This is a genomic window from Halovulum sp. GXIMD14794 (assembly GCF_054457455.1).
This window is the reverse complement of the sequence record NZ_JBTLNF010000005.1, coordinates 509,463-527,063: the sequence shown is the minus strand read 5'-3', so window position 1 is coordinate 527,063 and position 17,601 is coordinate 509,463. Positions and strand designations below refer to the sequence as shown.

Sequence of the window (17,601 nt, the reverse complement as noted above, 5' to 3'; positions counted from 1 at the left end):
GGGCGGATGCCTCCGCACGAGGGGGGCAGTTCAGCATGACAATCGCCGACACCCGCGCAGGGCAGGGAGGTGCCGCATGAGCGGACCCGCGATCCTCGCCCTGGGCGAACCGCTGGTGGAATTCACCGAGGTCGACATTCCCGGACACGGGCCGCACTACCGGATGGGCTTCGGGGGCGACACGTCGAACGCGGCGATCTCGGCCGCGCGGCAGGGGGCCAGTGTCGGCATGCTGACCGCGCTGGGGGATGACCTGTTCGGCAACAGCCTGCGCGAGCTGTGGCAGCGCGAGGGCGTGGACGCCTCGGGCGTGGCGACGGACAAGGACGCGCCCACCGGCGTCTATTTCGTCAAGCCGCATGCGAGCGGGCGCGATTTCACCTATCTTCGCAAGGGCTCGGCAGCCAGTCTCTATACGTTCGACATGCTGCCCGCGGACCTGATCCGCAGCGCCAAGCACCTGCATGTCTCGGCGATCAGCCAGGCGATCAGCGAGCCGATGCGGCTGGCCGCCAGCGCCGCCATCGACATGGCGCGCGAGGCCGGGGTGAAGGTCAGCTACGACACCAACCTGCGGCTGAAGCTGTGGGACCTGGACCTGGCGCGGGAGACGATCTTCTCGGCGCTGGAGCGGACCGACATCATCTTCCCCTCGGACGATGAGGCCGAGATCCTGACCGGGCTCAAGGATGTCGACGCCATGCTTGACCGGTTCCTCGAGTTCGGCGCTGAACTCGTGGTGATGAAGATGGGCGCCGAGGGTGCGATCGTCGCCGGGCCCAACCTGCGCGAGCGTATCGCTCCGGCCCCAAGCCAGCCGGTGGACAGCACCGGCGCGGGCGACAGCTTTGCCGGTGGCTTCCTGGCCTATCTGCTCGAGACCGGCGATCCGGTCCTTGCCGCGAAGCGCGCGGGCCGCGTGGCCGCCGGAACCGTCTCGGGCTACGGCGCCATCGATCCCATTCCACGCCGCGAGGCGATCATTCAAGCTGAGGAAAATACATGACCCCCAACGCCTTCAAGCGCGGCCTTAAAGCCGGCGAAGTTCAATATGGCCTGTGGGTCAGCCTTTGCTCGGGGCTTGCGGCGGACATCGTTGCCGACGCCGGATACGACTGGCTGCTGGTGGACATGGAGCATTCGCCCTCGGGGATCGAGACTGTCCTCCACCAGATGCAGGCCATCACACCTTACGGCTCGACCGCGCTGGTGCGCCCGCCCTGGAACGAGCCGGTACAGGTCAAGCGCCTGCTCGACGCCGGTGCGCCGGGCTTCCTGTTCCCGATGGTGCAGAACGCCGAAGAGGCCGCCGCCGCCGTCGCCGCCTGCCGTTATCCGCCCAAGGGGATCCGGGGCGTCTCGTCTGTGCAGCGCGGCAACCGCTGGGGCCGGGATCCGAAATACCTCGACGAGTACGAGGACGAGACCTGCATCCTGGTCCAGGTCGAAAGCGTCGAGGCGCTGGAACGGGCCGAGGAAATCGCCACCGTCGATGGTGTCGACGGCGTGTTCTTCGGCCCGGCCGATATCGCCGCCAGCATGGGCAAGGTCGGCAAGCACACCGACCCCGAGGTGTGGGATGCGATCTACGCCGCTGCCGCGCGTGTTCGGGCCAAGGGCGTGCCCACCGGCACGCTGATCGGCGATCCGTCGATCATCTCGCGCTGCCTGGACGAGGGATTCCTTTTCGTTGCCATCGGCACCGATCACAGCCTTCTGGCCCGCGGCGCCGAGGCGCTTCTGGCCCAGCACCGGCGCTGAGACATGGGACCACGTCATTCCGCATATGACGTGGTCATTATCGGCGGTGCCGCGATGGGCGCCGCTTCGGCCTGGTTCCTGACGCAGGAGCCGGGCTTCGACGGGCGGATCCTGGTGGTCGAGCGCGACCCGAGCTTCGAGTTTGCCTCGACCAGCCACACCAACAGCTGCATGCGCCAGCAATTTTCGAACCCGGTCAACATTCGCATCTCGCAGTTCGCACGGGACTACATCCGCGACTTCCGCGCGGCGATGGGCGGCGATCCGGACGTGCCGCAGATCGACTTCGATCCGCTCGGATACCTCTATCTCGCCGCCACCGACGAGGGCGCGGCGGCGCTGTTCGCCAACCACGATGTACAGGCGGCCGAGGGCGCACGTTCCGAACTGCTCAGCCCGACGGCGCTCAAGGACCGGCTGCCCTTCCTGCAGACCGACGACCTCGTGCTGGCCAGCCTCGGCGGCCCGGACGAGGGCTATTTCGACGGCGCGACGATGATCGCCTGGTGGCGGCGCAAGGCCCGCGCGCTTGGCGTCGAGACCGTGACCGACGAGGCCGTAGGGCTGGAGCGCGCCTCGGGGCGCGTCACTGGCGTGCGGCTGGCCTCGGGCATCACTGTCGGCACGGGATGGGTGGTCAACGCCGCCGGCCCACGCGCGGCGCAGGTTGCCGCATGGGCCGGGTTCAATCTGCCGGTCGAGGCGCGCAAGCGCACCACCTGGGTCTTTCAGTCCGCCGAGCCGCTGGGCGCGAAACTGCCGCTGACCATCGACCCCTCGGGCGTACATGTCCGGCAGGACGGAGCGGCCTTCATGGCAGGCTCGGGACCCGCGTGCGACGACGGGCCGGTCGCGCCCGACGATTTCAACGAGGACCCGGAGCTCTGGGAGGGCCATGTCTGGCCGCTGCTGGCGACCCGGATCCCGGCCTTCGAGCGTTTGCGGGTCTCGGCCAGCTGGGTCGGTCACTATGCCTGGAACCGGCTGGATCAGAACGCGGTGATCGGTCCGATGCCGGGCTGCGAAAACGTGATTCTGGTCAACGGCTTCTCGGGCCATGGGCTGCAGCAATCCCCGGCAATGGGGCGGGGCGTGGCCGAGTTGATCGCGCACGGCGCATATCGCAGTCTCAATCTGTCGGAGCTGGGGCCAGAACGTCTGCTGACATGGACACCCTTCGCCGAGCGGAACGTCATCTGACGCGCATGGTTTGATCCAGCGCAAGGCGCGGACCTGTCCCCGGCGCGAGAGTGACCCGGCAGGAAGGGAGACCATGCCATGACCATCGCATCGCTGCTGACAATCGTGCGGCCCGACGTGCCGGACGAGACGCTGACCGAGAGCTTCACCATGTGCCAGGGCGGGCACCTGATGGTGCTGGTCGTCAGCCAGGCGCCGCCCGCGCCCGCGTCGGCCTATGACATGGTCAACAGCGACGTCTGGCTCGAGGCCTCGCAGGAGGCCCGGGACTGGGCCAGCAGCCGTGCCGAGGAGATCGAGGGCCTGCTGGCCCGCCGCGACCAGAACGGCGAGGTCAGCGCCCATGTCGCGGGACCAGTACATCTGACCGACCTTGTGGCCTCGGCCAGCCGCTGCACCGACATGGTGCTGCTGCCGGTGGTCGCCGACCGTGATCGCGGGCTCGATCGCTCGGTGCTGAACGGCGCGCTCTTCGAAAGCGGCACGCCGGTGCTGACCTATCCCGCCGACAGCCAGCCCAAGGCGCAGGCCGACACCGCGATCATCGCCTGGAACGCCACGCCCGAAGGCGGCCGCGCGGTCCGCGCAGCGATGCCGCTGCTGATGAAGGCGAAGCGGGTCATCGCGCTGCTCATCGACCCCGAGCCCGGCACCCGCGGCCATGGCGCCGATCCGGGCGTGGACCTCGCGCGCTATCTCGGCCACCACGGGCTTTCGGCCGAGATCCTCAAGCTGCCATCCGAGGGAAAGCCCGTCGAGGAGGTGCTCGCCCGTCAGGTGACGGAGCAGGGGGCCGACCTTCTGGTCATGGGCGCCTACGGCCACTCGCGCCTGCGCGAGCGGATCTTCGGCGGCACGACCCACGCGATCCTGGAACAGCCGCCCTGTCCGGTGCTGTTGGCGCACTGACGCCCCACGGCGAAATATTCACTCTCCACGATGTGATAGGAGCGGCGCAGGCCTTGTGACCTGCGCCGCGATGGTTTCTTATGCCGTTGATACAGGCCCGGATTTCCTCAGAAGCGGCCTGGTGAAGGGGGCATCTTGCTAGGCTACTACATCCGAAACTACCTGTTGCGCCCGCTGGCCTGGCTGGCGGGCGTTCTCGTGGTGCTGGGTCTGGCGGCGGCGATTGCGCTCTATTTCTTCTTCGGCGGCGGTGCGGATTATCGCGACTGGACGACCGAACCGGTCCTGCCGTCCGCTGCGCTGGAGCCTGTGCTCGACTCGGACCGACCCGTCGGCGACATCGCGGCCGCCGGGGACGGGCGCATTTTCTACACCCTGCATCCCGCCGCATCCCCGGAACCGCCGCTGCTGATGCTGGCCGAAGGAGGCGAGACCGCAGCCTTTCCCCCCGAGGGCGCGCCCGCCGATCTGTTCGATACGCCGCAGGGTCTGGACCTCGACGCGCAGGGGCGGCTCTGGGTGGTCGACAGTGGCGATCAGGGCTTGGGCGCGCCGACGCTGATTGCGCTCGATGCGACCAGCGGCGAAGTGCTGCTGCGACGGGACCTCTCCGATGTCGCACCCGTTGGTTCGTACCTGCAGGACGTTCGCGTCGACCCCGAGGGCGCGTGGGTCTACATCGCCGACACCGGCTATTGGGCGCAGCGCCCGGCGCTGGTGGTCTACGACGTTGCGCAGGACCGCGCGCGTCGGCTGCTGGACCGGCACGAGACGGTGATGCCGCAGGACTGGCTGATCCGCAATCCGGTCCGCCCCATGCAATTTCTCGGCGGGCTGGTCTCGCTCAAGGCGGGGATCGACGGGCTGGCGCTCAGCGATGACGGGGCGTGGCTCTACTACGCGGCGATGAACCACTCGACGCTCTACCGCGTGCCCACGGCGCTGTTGCAGCAGCCGAACCTGCCGCATGTCCGCCTGGCCGTCGACATCGAGACGGTGGCCCTGAAACCGCTCAGCGCGGGGCTGGAGATGGGCGCGGGGCTGCACACCTTCATTGGCGACGTGGAGCACAATGCCGTGCACCGGTTTCGCGCCGTCCCGCCCGAGGAGGGTGGCGTCGGCACGCTCGAAACACTGGTCCGCGACGACCGGTTGCGCTGGCCGGGCTCGCTGGATTTGGGTCCGGACGGCTGGCTCTACATCGCCGACAGCGGCCTTCCGGATGTGCTGCGCCGCAGCCGCGCGCACATCGAGGCGGCCGCTCCCTACACCATCTGGCGCGTCCAGCCCGACCCGGCGTCGGCAGGCGCGCCGTCGCAAACGTCCGGAGGATGAGATGACCGACCGCAAGATCGCCCTGGTGACCGGGGCCGCGCAGGGTATCGGCTATGCCTGCGCCGAGGCGCTGGCCGAGGATGGTGCCCGCGTGGTCCTGGTGGACCGCAACGCCGAAGGTGTTCAGGCCGCCGCCGCGAAACTCGGTGGCGACGCCGTGGCCGAGACCTGCGACATGGGCGATCCGGACCAGATTTCGGCGCTCTTCGACCGGGTCGAGGCGCAGGTCGGCCCGGTCGCGATCCTGGTCAACAACGCGGGCGTCGCGGTGCCTGGCGATTTCCTGGATATGCCGCTCGAGGATTTCCGGAAGGTCATCGACATCAACCTGACCGGTACCTTCCTCGCCAGCCAGCGCGCCGCGCGCACGATGGTCGCGAAGGGCATCGAGGGCGCCATCGTCAACATGTCTTCGATCAACGCGCAGGTCGCGATCCCAACGATCGCCTCCTATTGCGCGTCGAAGGGCGGGGTGATGCAATTGACCAAGGCCGCTGCGCTGGCGCTGGCGCCGCACAACATCCGCGTCAACGCGGTCGGCCCCGGCTCGATCGACACGGCCATGGTCGCCTCGGTCAACGAGAACCCAGAGGCGATGGCCCGTCTGATGTCACGAACCCCGCTCAAGCGGCTCGGCACGGCGCGCGAGATCGGCAACACGGTCGCCTTTCTCGCCAGCGACAAGGCCAGCTACATCACCGGCGAGACGATCTATGTCGACGGTGGCCGTCTGGGGCTGAACTATACGGTCTGAGGCGGGCAAACGCGGGCGCTCAAGACGACGTGAACCCCACGACAGCCGAAATGCCGCATGCTGGGCCTTCAAGTACAACAAGGGGGGCTATTCGCATGAAACGACTCGCAATGACGCTCGCGGCTATCCTGGTCGCGGCTCCGCTGTCCGCGCAGGACGCGGAGATGAGCTTTTTCATCACCAGCGTGAACCCGGGCAACGGGGCCGATCTGGGAGGGCTGGAAGGGGCGGACGCCTACTGCTCCGAACTTGCGACCGCCGCGGGCGTGACGGGAAGGACCTGGCGCGCCTATCTGTCGACCACGGATGTGAATGCCCGGGACCGGATAGGCGCCGGGCCGTGGGTCAACGCCAATGGAGTCGAGATCGCGGCGGATCTCGATGCGCTGCACGGCGAGAACAACCTCAACAAGGAAACCGCGCTGGACGAGTCCGGCAACGTCGTGAATGGGCGCGGTGATGATCCCAACCGGCACGATATCCTGACCGGATCAAATGCCGACGGCACCTTCGCCGGGCAAAGCTGCGAGGATTGGACCGCCTCGGGCGAGGGTTCGGCGGTCGTCGGCCATCACGACCGGATGGGCCTCGACGAAAGCCCGCCCGCGCTGTCGTGGAATTCCTCGCACCCGTCGCGGGGATGCAGTCTCGAGGCATTGCGCGGAACGGGGGGCGACGGCCTGTTCTACTGTTTCGCCGCCGAGTGATACCGGGTGCCGGCCGGTGGTGCATCCGCCCGGCCGGCACGCCTTGACCGTTTGAAAAGAATCCCCTGCACAGAGTCGGCCCGCGCTGGCATCCTGCGTCCTTGAGGCAGGGACCAAGGGGGGAGCCATGCAATACGCCATCCTGTGTTATCACGACGAGAAGGTCGTCACGTCCTGGACCAAGGCCGAGGACGACGCCGTTCTGGCCAAGCTCGCCGAGGTCCACGAGGCTCTGAAGGCGCAGGGACGACTCGGCCCCGTGGTGCGCCTGCTGCCAACCTCGACCGCCACCACGCTCAGGAAGGACCGCGAGCCGCCGCTGGTCGTCGACGGCCCCTTCGCCGAGACGAAAGAGGCGCTGCTCGGCTTCTACATCGTCGACTGCGAGGACCTCGAGGACGCGCTGGAGGTTGCCCGCGCGCTTGGCAGGGCCAATCCGGGTGGCAGCTACGAGGTTCGCCCCGTCGGCCTCTACTTCCCCGACGACCGCGCATCATGAGCGCCGGGACGGGCTGGATCGGCGATCTGCTCGCCTCGGCCCGGCCGCAGGCGGTTGCGGCGCTGCTGCGCCATTTCCGCGACCTCGACCGCGCCGAGGAGGCCTTCCAGGAGGCCTGCGTGCGTGCGCTACGAACCTGGCCCGAGAAGGGACCGCCGCGCAATGCCGCCGCCTGGCTGATCATGGTCGGGCGCAATGCGATGATAGACGCGGCGCGGCGCACGAAGCGCGAGGCTCCGCTCGCGCATGAGGACGCGATTCCAGACGATGGCACCGGGCAGGACGCGACCGTTGCCCGCATCGACGAGGCCGACTACCGCGACGACATCCTCCGGCTGCTGTTCGTCTGCTGCCACCCGGTGCTGAAACCCACGGATCAGGTGGCGCTGTCGCTGCGCATCGTCGGCGGGCTGTCGGTACCGCAGATCGCCCGAGCCTTCCTTGTCGGCGACAAGGCGATGGAACAGCGCATCACCCGTGCCAAGCGCCGCATCGCCGAGGCCGACGTCGGCTACGAGGTGCCGGGCCCGGTCGAACGGGCCGAGCGGATCGGTGCGGTCGCGGGGGTCATCTATCTGATCTTCAACGAGGGCTACACCACCGGCATCGCCGCCGAGGGCGCCCGCGCGACGCTCTGCGAGGAAGCGATCCGCCTCGGCCGGCTGCTGCAACGCCTGTTCCCCACCGAGCCCGAGATCATGGGCCTGCTGGCGCTGATGCTACTGCAACACGGCCGCGCAGCGGCGCGTTTCGACGATGCGGGCGAAGTCGTCCCCCTCGACCAGCAGGACAAGGCACGCTGGGATGGCGTGCGGATCGCGGAAGGTCTGGCACTGGTCGACAAGGCCGCCCGTCACGCGCAGCCCGGCAGCTGCCAGATCCAAGCCGCCATCGCCGCGCAGCACGCGCGCGAGGACGGGGCCGACTGGGCGCAGATCGCCCGGCTCTACGCGGCGCTCGAACACATCCAGCCCTCGCCGGTGGTGACGCTCAACCGGGCGGTGGCGCTGCTGAAGGCCGGGCAGGCCGGCGACGCCTGGGCGCTGCTCGTGCCGCTGTCCGCCAAGCTCGACGGTTACTTCTACTTCCACGGCGCACGCGGCGCGGTGCTGCGCGAACTGGGCCGCGGCGCCGAGGCGCGGGACGCGTTCAGCAAGGCGATCTCGCTGGCCAACACGCCCGCCGAGGCGGCGCACATGCGCGACCAACTCGACGCGCTTTAAATTTTTCCGGGTGCCCTGTCGGGCAGCGCCCGGCGGCTGCGTCCTAGGAACCAAGGGTGCTTCGGCACCCCATTGCAAAGGAGAGGATAATGACGGCCATCAGCAAGATTTCCCCCTGCCTCTGGTTCGACACCGAGGCCGAGGAGGCGGCGCGGTTCTACGCCTCGATCTTTCCCGACGCCTCGGTCGACCGTGTAATGCGCGCTGCTGCCGACACGCCCGGCCCCAAGACCGGCGCTGTGCTCTTCGTCGAGTTCACGCTCTGCGGCCAGAGCTTCCAGGCGCTGAACGGCGGCGAGGACAAGCCGTTCACCGACGCGATCTCGCTTTCGGTCCTGTGCAAGGATCAGGCCGAGGTCGACCGCTACTGGGACGCGCTGACAGCCGACGGCGGCGCCGAGGTCGCTTGCGGCTGGCTCTCCGACAAGTATGGCCTGCGCTGGCAGATCGTGCCCGAGCCGATGCTGACCTACCTCCGCTCCGACGACGCCGAGGCCGCGGGGCGGGCCATGCAGGCGATGATGGGCATGGTGAAACTCGACATCGCCGCGCTTGCTGCCGCTTACGAGGGCAGGGGCGCGGCCTGAATTCGATCCGATTCAAACCAGAACCGAAGGAGTGAACATGAGCTATTACGACATCATGGTGGCCGCCGTGCCGACCGCCAACCGCGATGCCTACCTCGCACATGCCGACGAGATGGCGAAGGTCTTCAAGGAATACGGCGCCGAGAAGCTGGTCGACTGCTGGGGCGACGAGGTTCCCCCGGGCGAGGTCACCTCGCTGCCGATGGCCGTCCAGTGCAAGGAGGACGAGACCGTCGTCGTCGGCTGGATCCAGTGGGCCTCGAAAGAGGCGCACGACACGGGCTGGGAGCAGGTCATGAAGGACCCGCGCATGGCGCCCGACGCCGGCAAGATGCCCTTCGACGGCAAGCGTATGATCTTCGGCAGCTTCTCGAAGATCGCCGAGTTCTGATCACGGGTTTCCTTCCCCGACCACGGCACTAGGATGGCCGCGACTCACACCCGGGTCGCGGCCATGGCTTGCGCCGGGTTAATGTATACGTTAGCGGTGGGCTGCACCGCAGTGGAGGGGACATGAGCGACATCTGTGTAATCGGGCTTGGCTCGATGGGGTATGGGATGGCGTTGTCCTGTGTTCGGGGCGGGCACCGGGTTTGGGGCGTGGATCTGAACGCGGCTGCGGTTGAGCGGTTTGTCGGGGATGGCGGTCAGGCGGGGGATCTGCCGGGCGATCTGGATGCGGTTTCGGTGGTGGTGCTGAACGCCGCGCAGACCGAGGCGGTGCTGTTCGGGGACGATGGCATCGTGGCGAAGCTGAAGCCGGGCGCGGTGGTGCTGGGGCATGCAACGGTGCCTCCGGCCTTTGCCCGGGACATGGCGGCGCGCTGCGCGGACGCGGGCGTGCATTACCTGGACGCGCCGATCTCGGGCGGGGCGGCGAAGGCGGCAAGCGGAGAGCTGTCGATCATGGCCTCGGGCACGGCGGAGGCCTTCGCCGCGGCCAGGCCGGTGCTGGATGCGACCGCCGCGACGGTGTTCGAGCTGGGCGACGAGGCCGGTGCGGGCAGCGCGATGAAGTCGGTCAACCAGTTGCTGGCCGGGGTCCACATCGCCGCCATGGCCGAGGCGTTGACCTTCGGCATGACGCAGGGCGTGGCTCCGGACAAGTTCGTCGAGGTGATCTCCAAATGCGCGGGCACCAGCTGGATGCTGGAGAACCGCGCGCCGCATATCGTGGCGGGCGACTACACGCCGTTGAGCCAGGTGAACATCTGGCCGAAGGATCTGGGCATCGTTCTGGACATCGCCAGGGATGCGAAGTTTGCCGCCCCGATCACCGCCGCGGCGCTGCAGCAGTTCCTGGCCGCCGCCGGGCAGGGCCTGGGCGGCGAGGACGATGCCGCGGTCGCCAAGGTCTATGCCCGCAACGCGGGACTGACCCTGCCGGGCGAGGTCTGAGCCATGGCCGCCCCGACCGTCGCGCTGGTCGCGCACGATGCGAAGAAGGCCGATATCGTCGACTGGGCGCGCACCCATGTCGCGGCGCTGCAGCCCTTCACCATCGTCGCCACCGGCACCACCGGCGGTCGGCTGGCGGACGAGGCCGGGCTGACGGTCGACCGGCTGTTGAGCGGCCCGTTGGGCGGCGATGCGCAGCTGGGCGCGATGATCGCCGAGGGGCGGCTCGACGCGCTGATCTTCTTCATCGACCCGCTGTCGGCGCTGCCGCATGACGTGGACGTCAAATCGCTTCTGCGGCTGGCGATCCTCTACGACACGCCGCTGGCGGTGAACCGGGCGTCGGCAGACGCGGTTCTGGCGGAACTTTCAAGGGACAGGGCATGACGACGGTATTGGGCTGTATCGCGGACGACTTCACCGGGGCGACGGATCTTGCGGGGCTTCTGGCGCGCTCTGGGGTGCGGGTGAGCCTGCGGATGGGGGTGCCGGGTGAAGCGCCGGATGAAGCAACGGGGGACACCGCCGCCGTCGAGGTGATCGCGCTGAAGTGCCGGACCGCGCCGGTGGCCGAGGCCGTGGCCGAGACCCGCAAGGCGCTGGCCTGGCTTCAGGCGGCGGGCGCGCGGCGGTTCTTCTGGAAGTACTGCTCGACCTTCGACTCGACGCCGCAGGGCAATATCGGCCCGGTGGCCGAGGCGCTGATGGCGGATCTGGGGACCGAGCAGACCATCTATTGCCCGGCGTTCCCGGAAAACGGCCGGTCGATCTTCATGGGCAACCTCTTCGTCGGCCGCCAGCCGCTGGCGGAGAGCCCGATGAAGGACCACCCGCTGACGCCGATGCGGGATTCGAACCTCATGCGCCTGCTGGAGCCGCAGGTGACCCGCCCGGTGGGCCTCGCCGACCGGCTGACGGTGGCGCGGGGCGCCGAGGCCCTGGAAACCGAACTTGACCGGCTGGCGGGCGAGGGCGTGGCGCATGTGGTGGTCGACGCGGTGGCCGACGAGGACCTGGGCATCATCGCTCAGGCCTGCCGCGACATGGTGCTGATGACCGGCGGCAGCGCCGTCGCCGCCCCGCTTCCGGCGCTGTGGCTGGCGGACGGGACACTGTCGGCCGACGCAACGGCGGCCTCGGTGCCGGAGTTGGACGGCAAGGCCGTGGTGCTTTCGGGCAGCTGCTCGGCGATGACGCGTCGCCAGGTGGCGGACTACACCGGGCGCGGCAAACCGGCGTTCCGGCTCGATCCGCTGGCGCTGGAGGCCGAGGGCCCGCAGGCGGCGCTCGACTGGCTGGCGGCGCAGGACCTGGCCCAGGCGCCGCTGCTCTATGCCACCGCCGAGCCCGACGCCGTGCGCGCCGCGCAGGACAGGCTGGGTACCGCGCGGGCCGGCGAGATCGTCGAGCAGGCGCTGGCCAAGCTCGCTGTCGCCGCCCGGAAGCAGGGCGCGCGCCGCTTCGTCGTGGCGGGCGGCGAGACCTCGGGCGCGGTCACCCAGGCGCTTGAGGTGACCCGGCTGGACGTGGGCCGCGAAATCGCCCCCGGCGTGCCCTGGTGCTTCGCCGAAAGCGGCGGCGCACAGATCGCGATCACGCTCAAGTCGGGCAACTTCGGCGCCGAGGACTTCTTCGCCGGCGCGCTCGACACGCTGGCCGCGCTGGAGGCGGCATGAGCGAGGCTGCGCTCCGAGAGCAGATCTGCCTGCTCGCCAAGTCCATGTTCGACCGTGGCCTGACGGGCGGATCGACCGGCAACATCTCGGCGCGCACGCAAGACGGCGGCCTGCTGGTCAGCCCCACCGGCACCAGCTTCGGGCGGCTGGACCCGGGGCGGCTCAGCCGTTTCGACGCGCAGGGCAGGCATATCGACGGCGACAAGCCGACCAAGGAGATGCCGCTGCATTCGGCCTTCTACGACACCCGCTCGACGGCGGGCGCGGTTGTGCACCTGCATTCGTGCCATTCGGTCGCGCTGTCGATGCTGCCGGGGGTGGACCCGGACGACTTCCTGCCGCCACTGACGCCCTACGGGATCATGAAGCTGGGCCGCGTCAAGCTGCTGCCCTTCTTCCTGCCCGGCGATCCGGCGATGGGAGAGGCCGTGCGCGGCCTGGCCGGCAAGCGCACGGCGGTGATGCTGGCCAACCACGGCCCGGTGGTCGCCGGCAAGGACATCGAGGCCGCCTGCAATGCGATCGAGGAGCTGGAGGACACCGCCCGCCTTGCGCTGCTGACGCACGGGCTGAACCCGCGCGGCCTGACCGGCGATCAGGTGCAGGCCCTTGTGAGCAAATTCGACGTGGAGTGGGACGCATGAAATTCTCGGCCAACCTGGGCTTTCTCTGGACCGACCGCCCCTTGCCGGGCGCGATCCGCGCGGCGAAAGCGGCGGGCTTCGACGCGGTCGAATGCCACTGGCCCTACGAGGTCCCGGTCGAGGACGTACGGGATGCGCTGGCCGAGACCGGCCTGAAGATGCTGGGCCTGAACACCGTGCGCGGCAACACCGCGAAGGGCGAGAACGGGCTCTCGGCGCTGCCCGGCCGCGAGGCCGACGCCCGCGCCGCCATCGACCAGGCCATCGCCTATGCGGTCGCCATCGGCACAGCCAACATCCACGTCATGGCCGGCTTCGCCACCGGCGACGCGGCGCACGAGACCTTCTGCGCGAACCTCGCCTACGCCTGCGACAAGGCCGCCCCGCACGGCATCACGATCCTGATCGAGCCGCTCAACCGCTACGACGCGCCCGGCTACTTCCTGACCACCACCGAACAGGCCCGCGAGATCATCGCCGAGGTCGATGCCCAGAACCTGAAACTGATGTTCGACTGCTACCACGTCCAGCTGATGGAGGGCGACCTCACCCACCGCCTGACGGCCCTGCAGCCGGTGATCGGCCACATCCAGTTCGCCTCGGTCCCCGACCGCGCCGCCCCCGACCACGGCGAGATCAACTACCCCCACATCTTCGAAACCATCCGCGACATGGCCTGGCCCACCCCCCTGGGCGCCGAGTACAAGCCCGGCGGAGACACAGACCAGACGCTGGACTGGCTCAAGGCCGCGCAGGCCACCTGACCTAAGGCGCCGGCGCCGGATAGGGCCGCCGCCAACCCCGCGCCGAAAAGCCCGGCTTGTCCGCAGCGCGGGCGGCGTTGATGTCCTTGTCCGCCTGACCGCGGATCATCGCCTCGAGCATCATCGCGGTCAGCTTGCGGTCCGCGGCATCGACGCGCGGGCGCACCGCCGGGTCGTCGAAGAGATTGTTCCGCTCCTGCGGGTCGGCATCCAGATCGAACGCCTGGCAGACGCCGTTGACATAGCGGGTCAGCTTGAACCGGCCCTGCCGCAACATCACCCCGTGCGAGGTTATCCCGACAATCGCCCGCTCCGGATCTCCCGGCTCGCGCAGCGAGCGGTAGAACGGGCGCGGCTCGGGCGGGCAGCCGGCGAGGTCCAGCAGCGTCGGGAACAGGTCCTGCAGCGCCACCGGTTCGGCCCGGCGGCGGGGGGCTGGGGCCTCGCGCATGTCGGCCATGATCAGCGGCACGCGAACCGAGGGCTCGTAGAACAGCGACTTGCCCAGCATCCGGTAATCGCCGACGAAATCGCCGTGGTCCGAGGCAAAGATCACCACCGTGTTCTTCGCGTGCGGGCTGGCGGCGAGCGCGTCCAGAACCTTGCCGATTTCGGCATCCAGCATCTCGATCAGCGCGGCGTAATGGCGGCGGATCGCATCGATCTGGGTGTCGGTCAGCTCGGTCAGGTCGAGGTCTGCCCAGGCCTGCGAATAGCCGTTGATCATCCATTGGCGCAGCTGCTTGCTGTCCTCGGTCTCGGCAATCGGCGGCAGCAGCCCGGCGGCGTCGAGCGCCTCCAGCGCCTCCGGCGTCGGGTCGTAGGGGCAATGGGGCGAGGGGAAACCGACGAAGGCCGCGAAGGGCTTGTCCGTGCCCTGCCGGTCCAGGAACGCGCAGGTCTCGTCGGCCACCCAGCGGTCGACGAACAGGTCCTCGGGCAACCCGGCAAGCCCGGCGCCCTTGGTCTCGGCATAGCCCTGAAGCTCGTTTCCATGCTGGCGGCGCAGTCCGCGCGCCTTCAGCGCCTGGGCGTAGTCATCCTCGAGCGTGATGTGCCGCTTGTCCTCGGCGATGCGCCGCTCGGCGAAGCCCTCGTCGATGTCCCAGGGGTAGAAGTGCATCTTGCCGATCGAGGCGGTGTGATAGCCGGCGCGGCCCAGGATCTCGGGCCAGCTTTCGATCCCGGCTTCGCGCCGGTCGGGGCGCAGCCATTTCTCGTTGTCGATCACCCCGGTCTCGAAGGCGCTGCGCCCGGTCAGCATGGCGGCGCGGGCGGGCACGCACAGCGGGAACGGAGAGATCGCCTGCTCGAAGGTCTCGCCATGCGCGGCCAGCCGCTCGATGTTCGGTGTCCTGGGCGAGGTCGCGCCATAGCAGCCGATGAAATCCGCCCGGAATTGGTCGGGCAGAAGGATAAGGATGTTCGGTTGGGTCATGGAAATGTTCGTCTCAGTTTGATGCGCCGATGCTGAACCCGTCCAGCCGGCTGCGCAGGATCGCCTCGGCGCCCGCGCTTTCGGCCAGTGCCATCTGGTCCGCGTCGAGCTTGCGCCCGCCCGCCCAGGCGTGGTCCGGGTCCGGCCAGGGGATCGAGTCCACCAGCAGTTTCGAATAGGGGTGTTGCGGCGCGCGGATCACCTCGTCCGGGACGCCCGCCTCGACGATATGCCCGTGATAGAGCACGATCACGTAGTCCGCCGCCCGGTAGGCCGTGGCAAGGTCATGGGTGATGTAGACGACCGAGATGCCGTGATCGTCCCGCAGTGCGCGGATGCTGTCGAGAATCGAGGCGCGCAGGCTTGCGTCGACCATCGACACCGGCTCGTCCGCGACCAGCAGCTTGGGCCGCAGGCTGAGCGCGCGGGCAACCATCAGCCGCTGCCGCTGCCCGCCCGAAAGCTGATGCGCGTGGCTGCCGAAGACCGCGCGTGGCTCCAGCCCGACCTTCTGCAGCGAGTCCGCCATCAGGTCATAGGCCTCGCGCTTGCTCTTCGCGATGCCGAAGCGCATCAGCGGCACGAGGAAGGCGTGGTCGACCGTGTAGAACGGGTTGAACGAGGCATAGGGGTCCTGGAACACCGCCTGCACCTCGCGCCGGAAGGCGGCGCGGCTTGCGCGGTCCGAGGCGTTGATGTCCTTGCCCTTGTAGATCACGCGCCCCGAGCTTGGCGGGGTGAACCCCAGCATCAGCCGGCCCAGCGTCGTCTTGCCGGAGCCAGACTGCCCGACCACCGCGACGATCCGCGGTTTCGACGCCGAGAACGCCAGGTCGGCCGGGTGCAGCGCGGTCTTGTCCTCGCGGAACAGACCGCCCTTGTAGACCTTCGAGACGTTCTCGAAGCTCAGCAGCCGGTCCTCGGTGGGCAGGGCGGGCCCCGCCTCGCTGTGCGGCGCGGCTGCGAAGGAGGCATCCGGCGCGGGCATAGCGGGAACCGAGGTGATGAGCGTCTTGGTGTAGCTCTCCTTCGGGGCGTTGAAGATCTCGCGCGTGCTGCCCTGCTCGACGATGCGGCCCTTGCGCATGATCATCAGCCGGTCGACGAACTGCGCCATCAACCCCATGTCGTGCCCGATCAGGATCAGTGCCGAGCCGAGCTCCGACTGCACCTTGTCCAGCGTCTCCATCACCTGCCGCTGGGTGATCACGTCCAGGGCCGAGGTCGGCTCGTCCGCGATGATCAGCTTCGGTTTCATCGCGATGGCGATGGCGATGCACACGCGCTGCTTCATGCCGCCCGAAAGCTCGTGCGGGTAGCGGTCACCGGTGTCGGCGGGCAGGCCGACCTTCTGCATCAGGTCGGCGACGAACGCTCGCGCCTCGGCCTTGCCCATGCGCACGCCGTGGTCGTACATCCCGTCCAGAACCGAGGTCCGCACCCGCGCCACTGGGTTCAGCGAGTTCATCGCGCCCTGCGGGATGTAGCTGACCGTGGTCAGCCGCCGCGCGATCACCTCGCGCGGGGACAGCGCCAGCAGGTCCTCGCCGTCCAGCACCGCGGTGCCCGACGTCACCTTCCCGGGCCGCGGGATCATCCCCATCAGCGCCAGCGCGGTCGTCGTCTTGCCCGAGCCGCTTTCGCCTACGAACCCCAGCTTGGTGCCCGCGTCCAGATCGAAGTTCACGTCCCTCACCGCGTTGATCTGCAAGTGATCCGTGGTGAAGGTGACGCCAAGGTTGCGTACCGAGAGCAGGGGCATCAGGCGCCTCCTTTCATGCGCAGGCGCGGGTTGGCGAACTCGTCCAGCCCGGCCGAGACGAGGTAGAAGCCGACGAAGAGAACGATCAGCACCACGACCGGCGGCGCGATCCACCACCACATGCCCTGCAGGAAGGCCGAGTAGTACATCATCCAGTAGATCGTCATGCCCAGCGTAGGCTCGTTCTGCGGACCTAGGCCCATGGCCTGAAGCCCGACGGCAGCCAGGATCGCGGCGGACACGGCCAGCACGAAGACGGCGACGAGGTAGGGCAGAAGGTTCGGGATCAGCTCGCGCCAGATGATCTCGAGATCGCCCATGCCCGAGAGGCGCGCGGTATCGACATAGCCCATGTTGCGCATCACCAGCACCTGGCTGCGCACCTGCCGCGTCGGCCTGCGCCAGGCCAGCAGCGCGATGATGAACGCCATCGAGAAGGACGACAGCTGCCCCGAGACCGAGGCCGCGATCACCACCAGGATCAGGATCGCCGGCACCGTCAGCAGCACGTCCACGGTCCAGTTGATGATGTTGTCGATCCAGCCGCCGAAATACCCGGCGATGAAGCCGAGGCCCCCGCCGATGGCAGTGCCCAATGCGGCAGCCAAGAGCCCGGTGCGCATCGTCAGCCAGGTGCCCGCGATGGTCACGGCAAGGATGTCGCGGCCCTGGGTGTCGGTTCCCAGCGGATGGTCCCCGCCGGGCGGCATCGACGGAAAGCCCGACAGCGGATCGGCCATGCTCACCGGCCAGACCAGCCGGCCGCCGAAGGTGAAGATCAGCAGCGCGCCGAGCAGCGCAAGGCCGATGGGCAGGGTCGGGTTGCGGTGGAAATAGCGGAAGGTGCGGCTCAGCGCGCCTTCCTCGTGGCTGGCGGTCTGGCGAAGCGCGATGACGTGGCCGGCGTCATCGCCCGGGGCGGTGGTGTCGGTCATGGGGGTCTC

Annotated in this window: 19 protein-coding genes; 16 read left to right on the top strand and 3 right to left on the bottom strand. The window is 68.7% G+C overall.

Annotation, left to right across the window (positions count from 1 at the left end):
- The first annotated feature begins 76 nt into the window (after positions 1 to 76).
- The 16 genes from ACW9UR_RS14290 (at position 77) to ACW9UR_RS14215 (ending at position 13,457) form a co-directional block, all read left to right on the top strand.
- On the top strand, positions 77 to 1,006 hold the full coding sequence (locus ACW9UR_RS14290) for a sugar kinase (RefSeq protein WP_458917673.1): 930 nt from the start codon (positions 77 to 79) through the stop codon (positions 1,004 to 1,006).
- Positions 1,003 to 1,761 (top strand): HpcH/HpaI aldolase family protein, encoded by a 759-nt coding sequence (locus ACW9UR_RS14285; protein ID WP_458917671.1) that lies wholly within the window; start codon positions 1,003 to 1,005, stop codon positions 1,759 to 1,761. Before ACW9UR_RS14290 ends, ACW9UR_RS14285 begins: the two co-directional genes overlap by 4 nt.
- Positions 1,762 to 1,764: 3 nt before the next feature.
- Positions 1,765 to 2,961 carry an NAD(P)/FAD-dependent oxidoreductase gene (locus tag ACW9UR_RS14280; protein ID WP_458917670.1) on the top strand — a complete coding sequence of 399 codons (1,197 nt, stop codon included), beginning with the start codon at positions 1,765 to 1,767 and terminating at the stop codon, positions 2,959 to 2,961.
- A gap of 78 nt (positions 2,962 to 3,039) precedes the next feature.
- Positions 3,040 to 3,870: a universal stress protein gene (locus ACW9UR_RS14275; protein ID WP_458917669.1), complete on the top strand. Its 831-nt coding sequence runs from the start codon at positions 3,040 to 3,042 to the stop codon at positions 3,868 to 3,870.
- 135 nt (positions 3,871 to 4,005) lie between these two features.
- Positions 4,006 to 5,205, top strand: a complete 1,200-nt coding sequence (locus ACW9UR_RS14270) for an L-dopachrome tautomerase-related protein (RefSeq protein WP_458917667.1) — start codon at positions 4,006 to 4,008, stop codon at positions 5,203 to 5,205.
- Between the two features lies 1 nt (position 5,206).
- On the top strand, positions 5,207 to 5,959 hold the full coding sequence (locus tag ACW9UR_RS14265; RefSeq protein ID WP_458917666.1) for an SDR family NAD(P)-dependent oxidoreductase: 753 nt from the start codon (positions 5,207 to 5,209) through the stop codon (positions 5,957 to 5,959).
- 95 nt (positions 5,960 to 6,054) lie between these two features.
- Positions 6,055 to 6,666: a hypothetical protein gene (locus ACW9UR_RS14260; protein WP_458917665.1), complete on the top strand. Its 612-nt coding sequence runs from the start codon at positions 6,055 to 6,057 to the stop codon at positions 6,664 to 6,666.
- Between the two features lie 127 nt (positions 6,667 to 6,793).
- The gene (locus tag ACW9UR_RS14255; protein WP_458917664.1) at positions 6,794 to 7,165 is read left to right on the top strand and encodes a YciI family protein; all 372 of its coding nucleotides are present in this window, start codon (positions 6,794 to 6,796) and stop codon (positions 7,163 to 7,165) included.
- On the top strand, positions 7,162 to 8,388 hold the full coding sequence (locus tag ACW9UR_RS14250; RefSeq protein ID WP_458917663.1) for an RNA polymerase sigma factor: 1,227 nt from the start codon (positions 7,162 to 7,164) through the stop codon (positions 8,386 to 8,388). Before ACW9UR_RS14255 ends, ACW9UR_RS14250 begins: the two co-directional genes overlap by 4 nt.
- An 89-nt stretch (positions 8,389 to 8,477) precedes the next feature.
- Positions 8,478 to 8,975, top strand: coding sequence for a VOC family protein (locus ACW9UR_RS14245; RefSeq protein WP_458917662.1), 498 nt, complete (start codon positions 8,478 to 8,480; stop codon positions 8,973 to 8,975).
- A 37-nt stretch (positions 8,976 to 9,012) separates the two neighbouring features.
- Entirely contained in the window at positions 9,013 to 9,366 is a 354-nt protein-coding gene (locus ACW9UR_RS14240) for a DUF1428 domain-containing protein (RefSeq protein WP_458917661.1), read from the top strand.
- 122 nt (positions 9,367 to 9,488) lie between these two features.
- Positions 9,489 to 10,373, top strand: coding sequence for an L-threonate dehydrogenase (ltnD, locus tag ACW9UR_RS14235; protein ID WP_458917660.1), 885 nt, complete (start codon positions 9,489 to 9,491; stop codon positions 10,371 to 10,373).
- 3 nt (positions 10,374 to 10,376) lie between these two features.
- Positions 10,377 to 10,760, top strand: coding sequence for a methylglyoxal synthase (locus ACW9UR_RS14230; RefSeq protein WP_458917659.1), 384 nt, complete (start codon positions 10,377 to 10,379; stop codon positions 10,758 to 10,760).
- Positions 10,757 to 12,049 (top strand): 3-oxo-tetronate kinase, encoded by a 1,293-nt coding sequence (gene otnK, locus ACW9UR_RS14225; protein WP_458917658.1) that lies wholly within the window; start codon positions 10,757 to 10,759, stop codon positions 12,047 to 12,049. Before ACW9UR_RS14230 ends, otnK begins: the two co-directional genes overlap by 4 nt.
- Complete coding sequence (otnC, locus tag ACW9UR_RS14220; protein ID WP_458917657.1) at positions 12,046 to 12,693, top strand: 3-oxo-tetronate 4-phosphate decarboxylase; 648 nt, start codon at positions 12,046 to 12,048, stop codon at positions 12,691 to 12,693. Before otnK ends, otnC begins: the two co-directional genes overlap by 4 nt.
- The gene (locus ACW9UR_RS14215; protein ID WP_458917656.1) at positions 12,690 to 13,457 is read left to right on the top strand and encodes a hydroxypyruvate isomerase family protein; all 768 of its coding nucleotides are present in this window, start codon (positions 12,690 to 12,692) and stop codon (positions 13,455 to 13,457) included. The genes otnC and ACW9UR_RS14215 overlap by 4 nt, the downstream gene beginning before the upstream one ends.
- Position 13,458: 1 nt before the next feature.
- Here ACW9UR_RS14215 and ACW9UR_RS14210 read toward each other — a convergent pair whose 3' ends face one another.
- The 3 genes from ACW9UR_RS14210 to ACW9UR_RS14200 are packed head-to-tail and all read right to left on the bottom strand — an operon-like array spanning position 13,459 to position 17,592.
- Positions 13,459 to 14,895, bottom strand: a complete 1,437-nt coding sequence (locus ACW9UR_RS14210; protein ID WP_458917655.1) for a sulfatase-like hydrolase/transferase — start codon at positions 14,893 to 14,895, stop codon at positions 13,459 to 13,461.
- Between the two features lie 13 nt (positions 14,896 to 14,908).
- On the bottom strand, positions 14,909 to 16,657 hold the full coding sequence (locus ACW9UR_RS14205; RefSeq protein ID WP_458917654.1) for an ABC transporter ATP-binding protein: 1,749 nt from the start codon (positions 16,655 to 16,657) through the stop codon (positions 14,909 to 14,911).
- Positions 16,657 to 17,592, bottom strand: coding sequence for an ABC transporter permease (locus tag ACW9UR_RS14200; RefSeq protein ID WP_458917653.1), 936 nt, complete (start codon positions 17,590 to 17,592; stop codon positions 16,657 to 16,659). Before ACW9UR_RS14200 ends, ACW9UR_RS14205 begins: the two co-directional genes overlap by 1 nt.
- Positions 17,593 to 17,601: the final 9 nt, after the last annotated feature.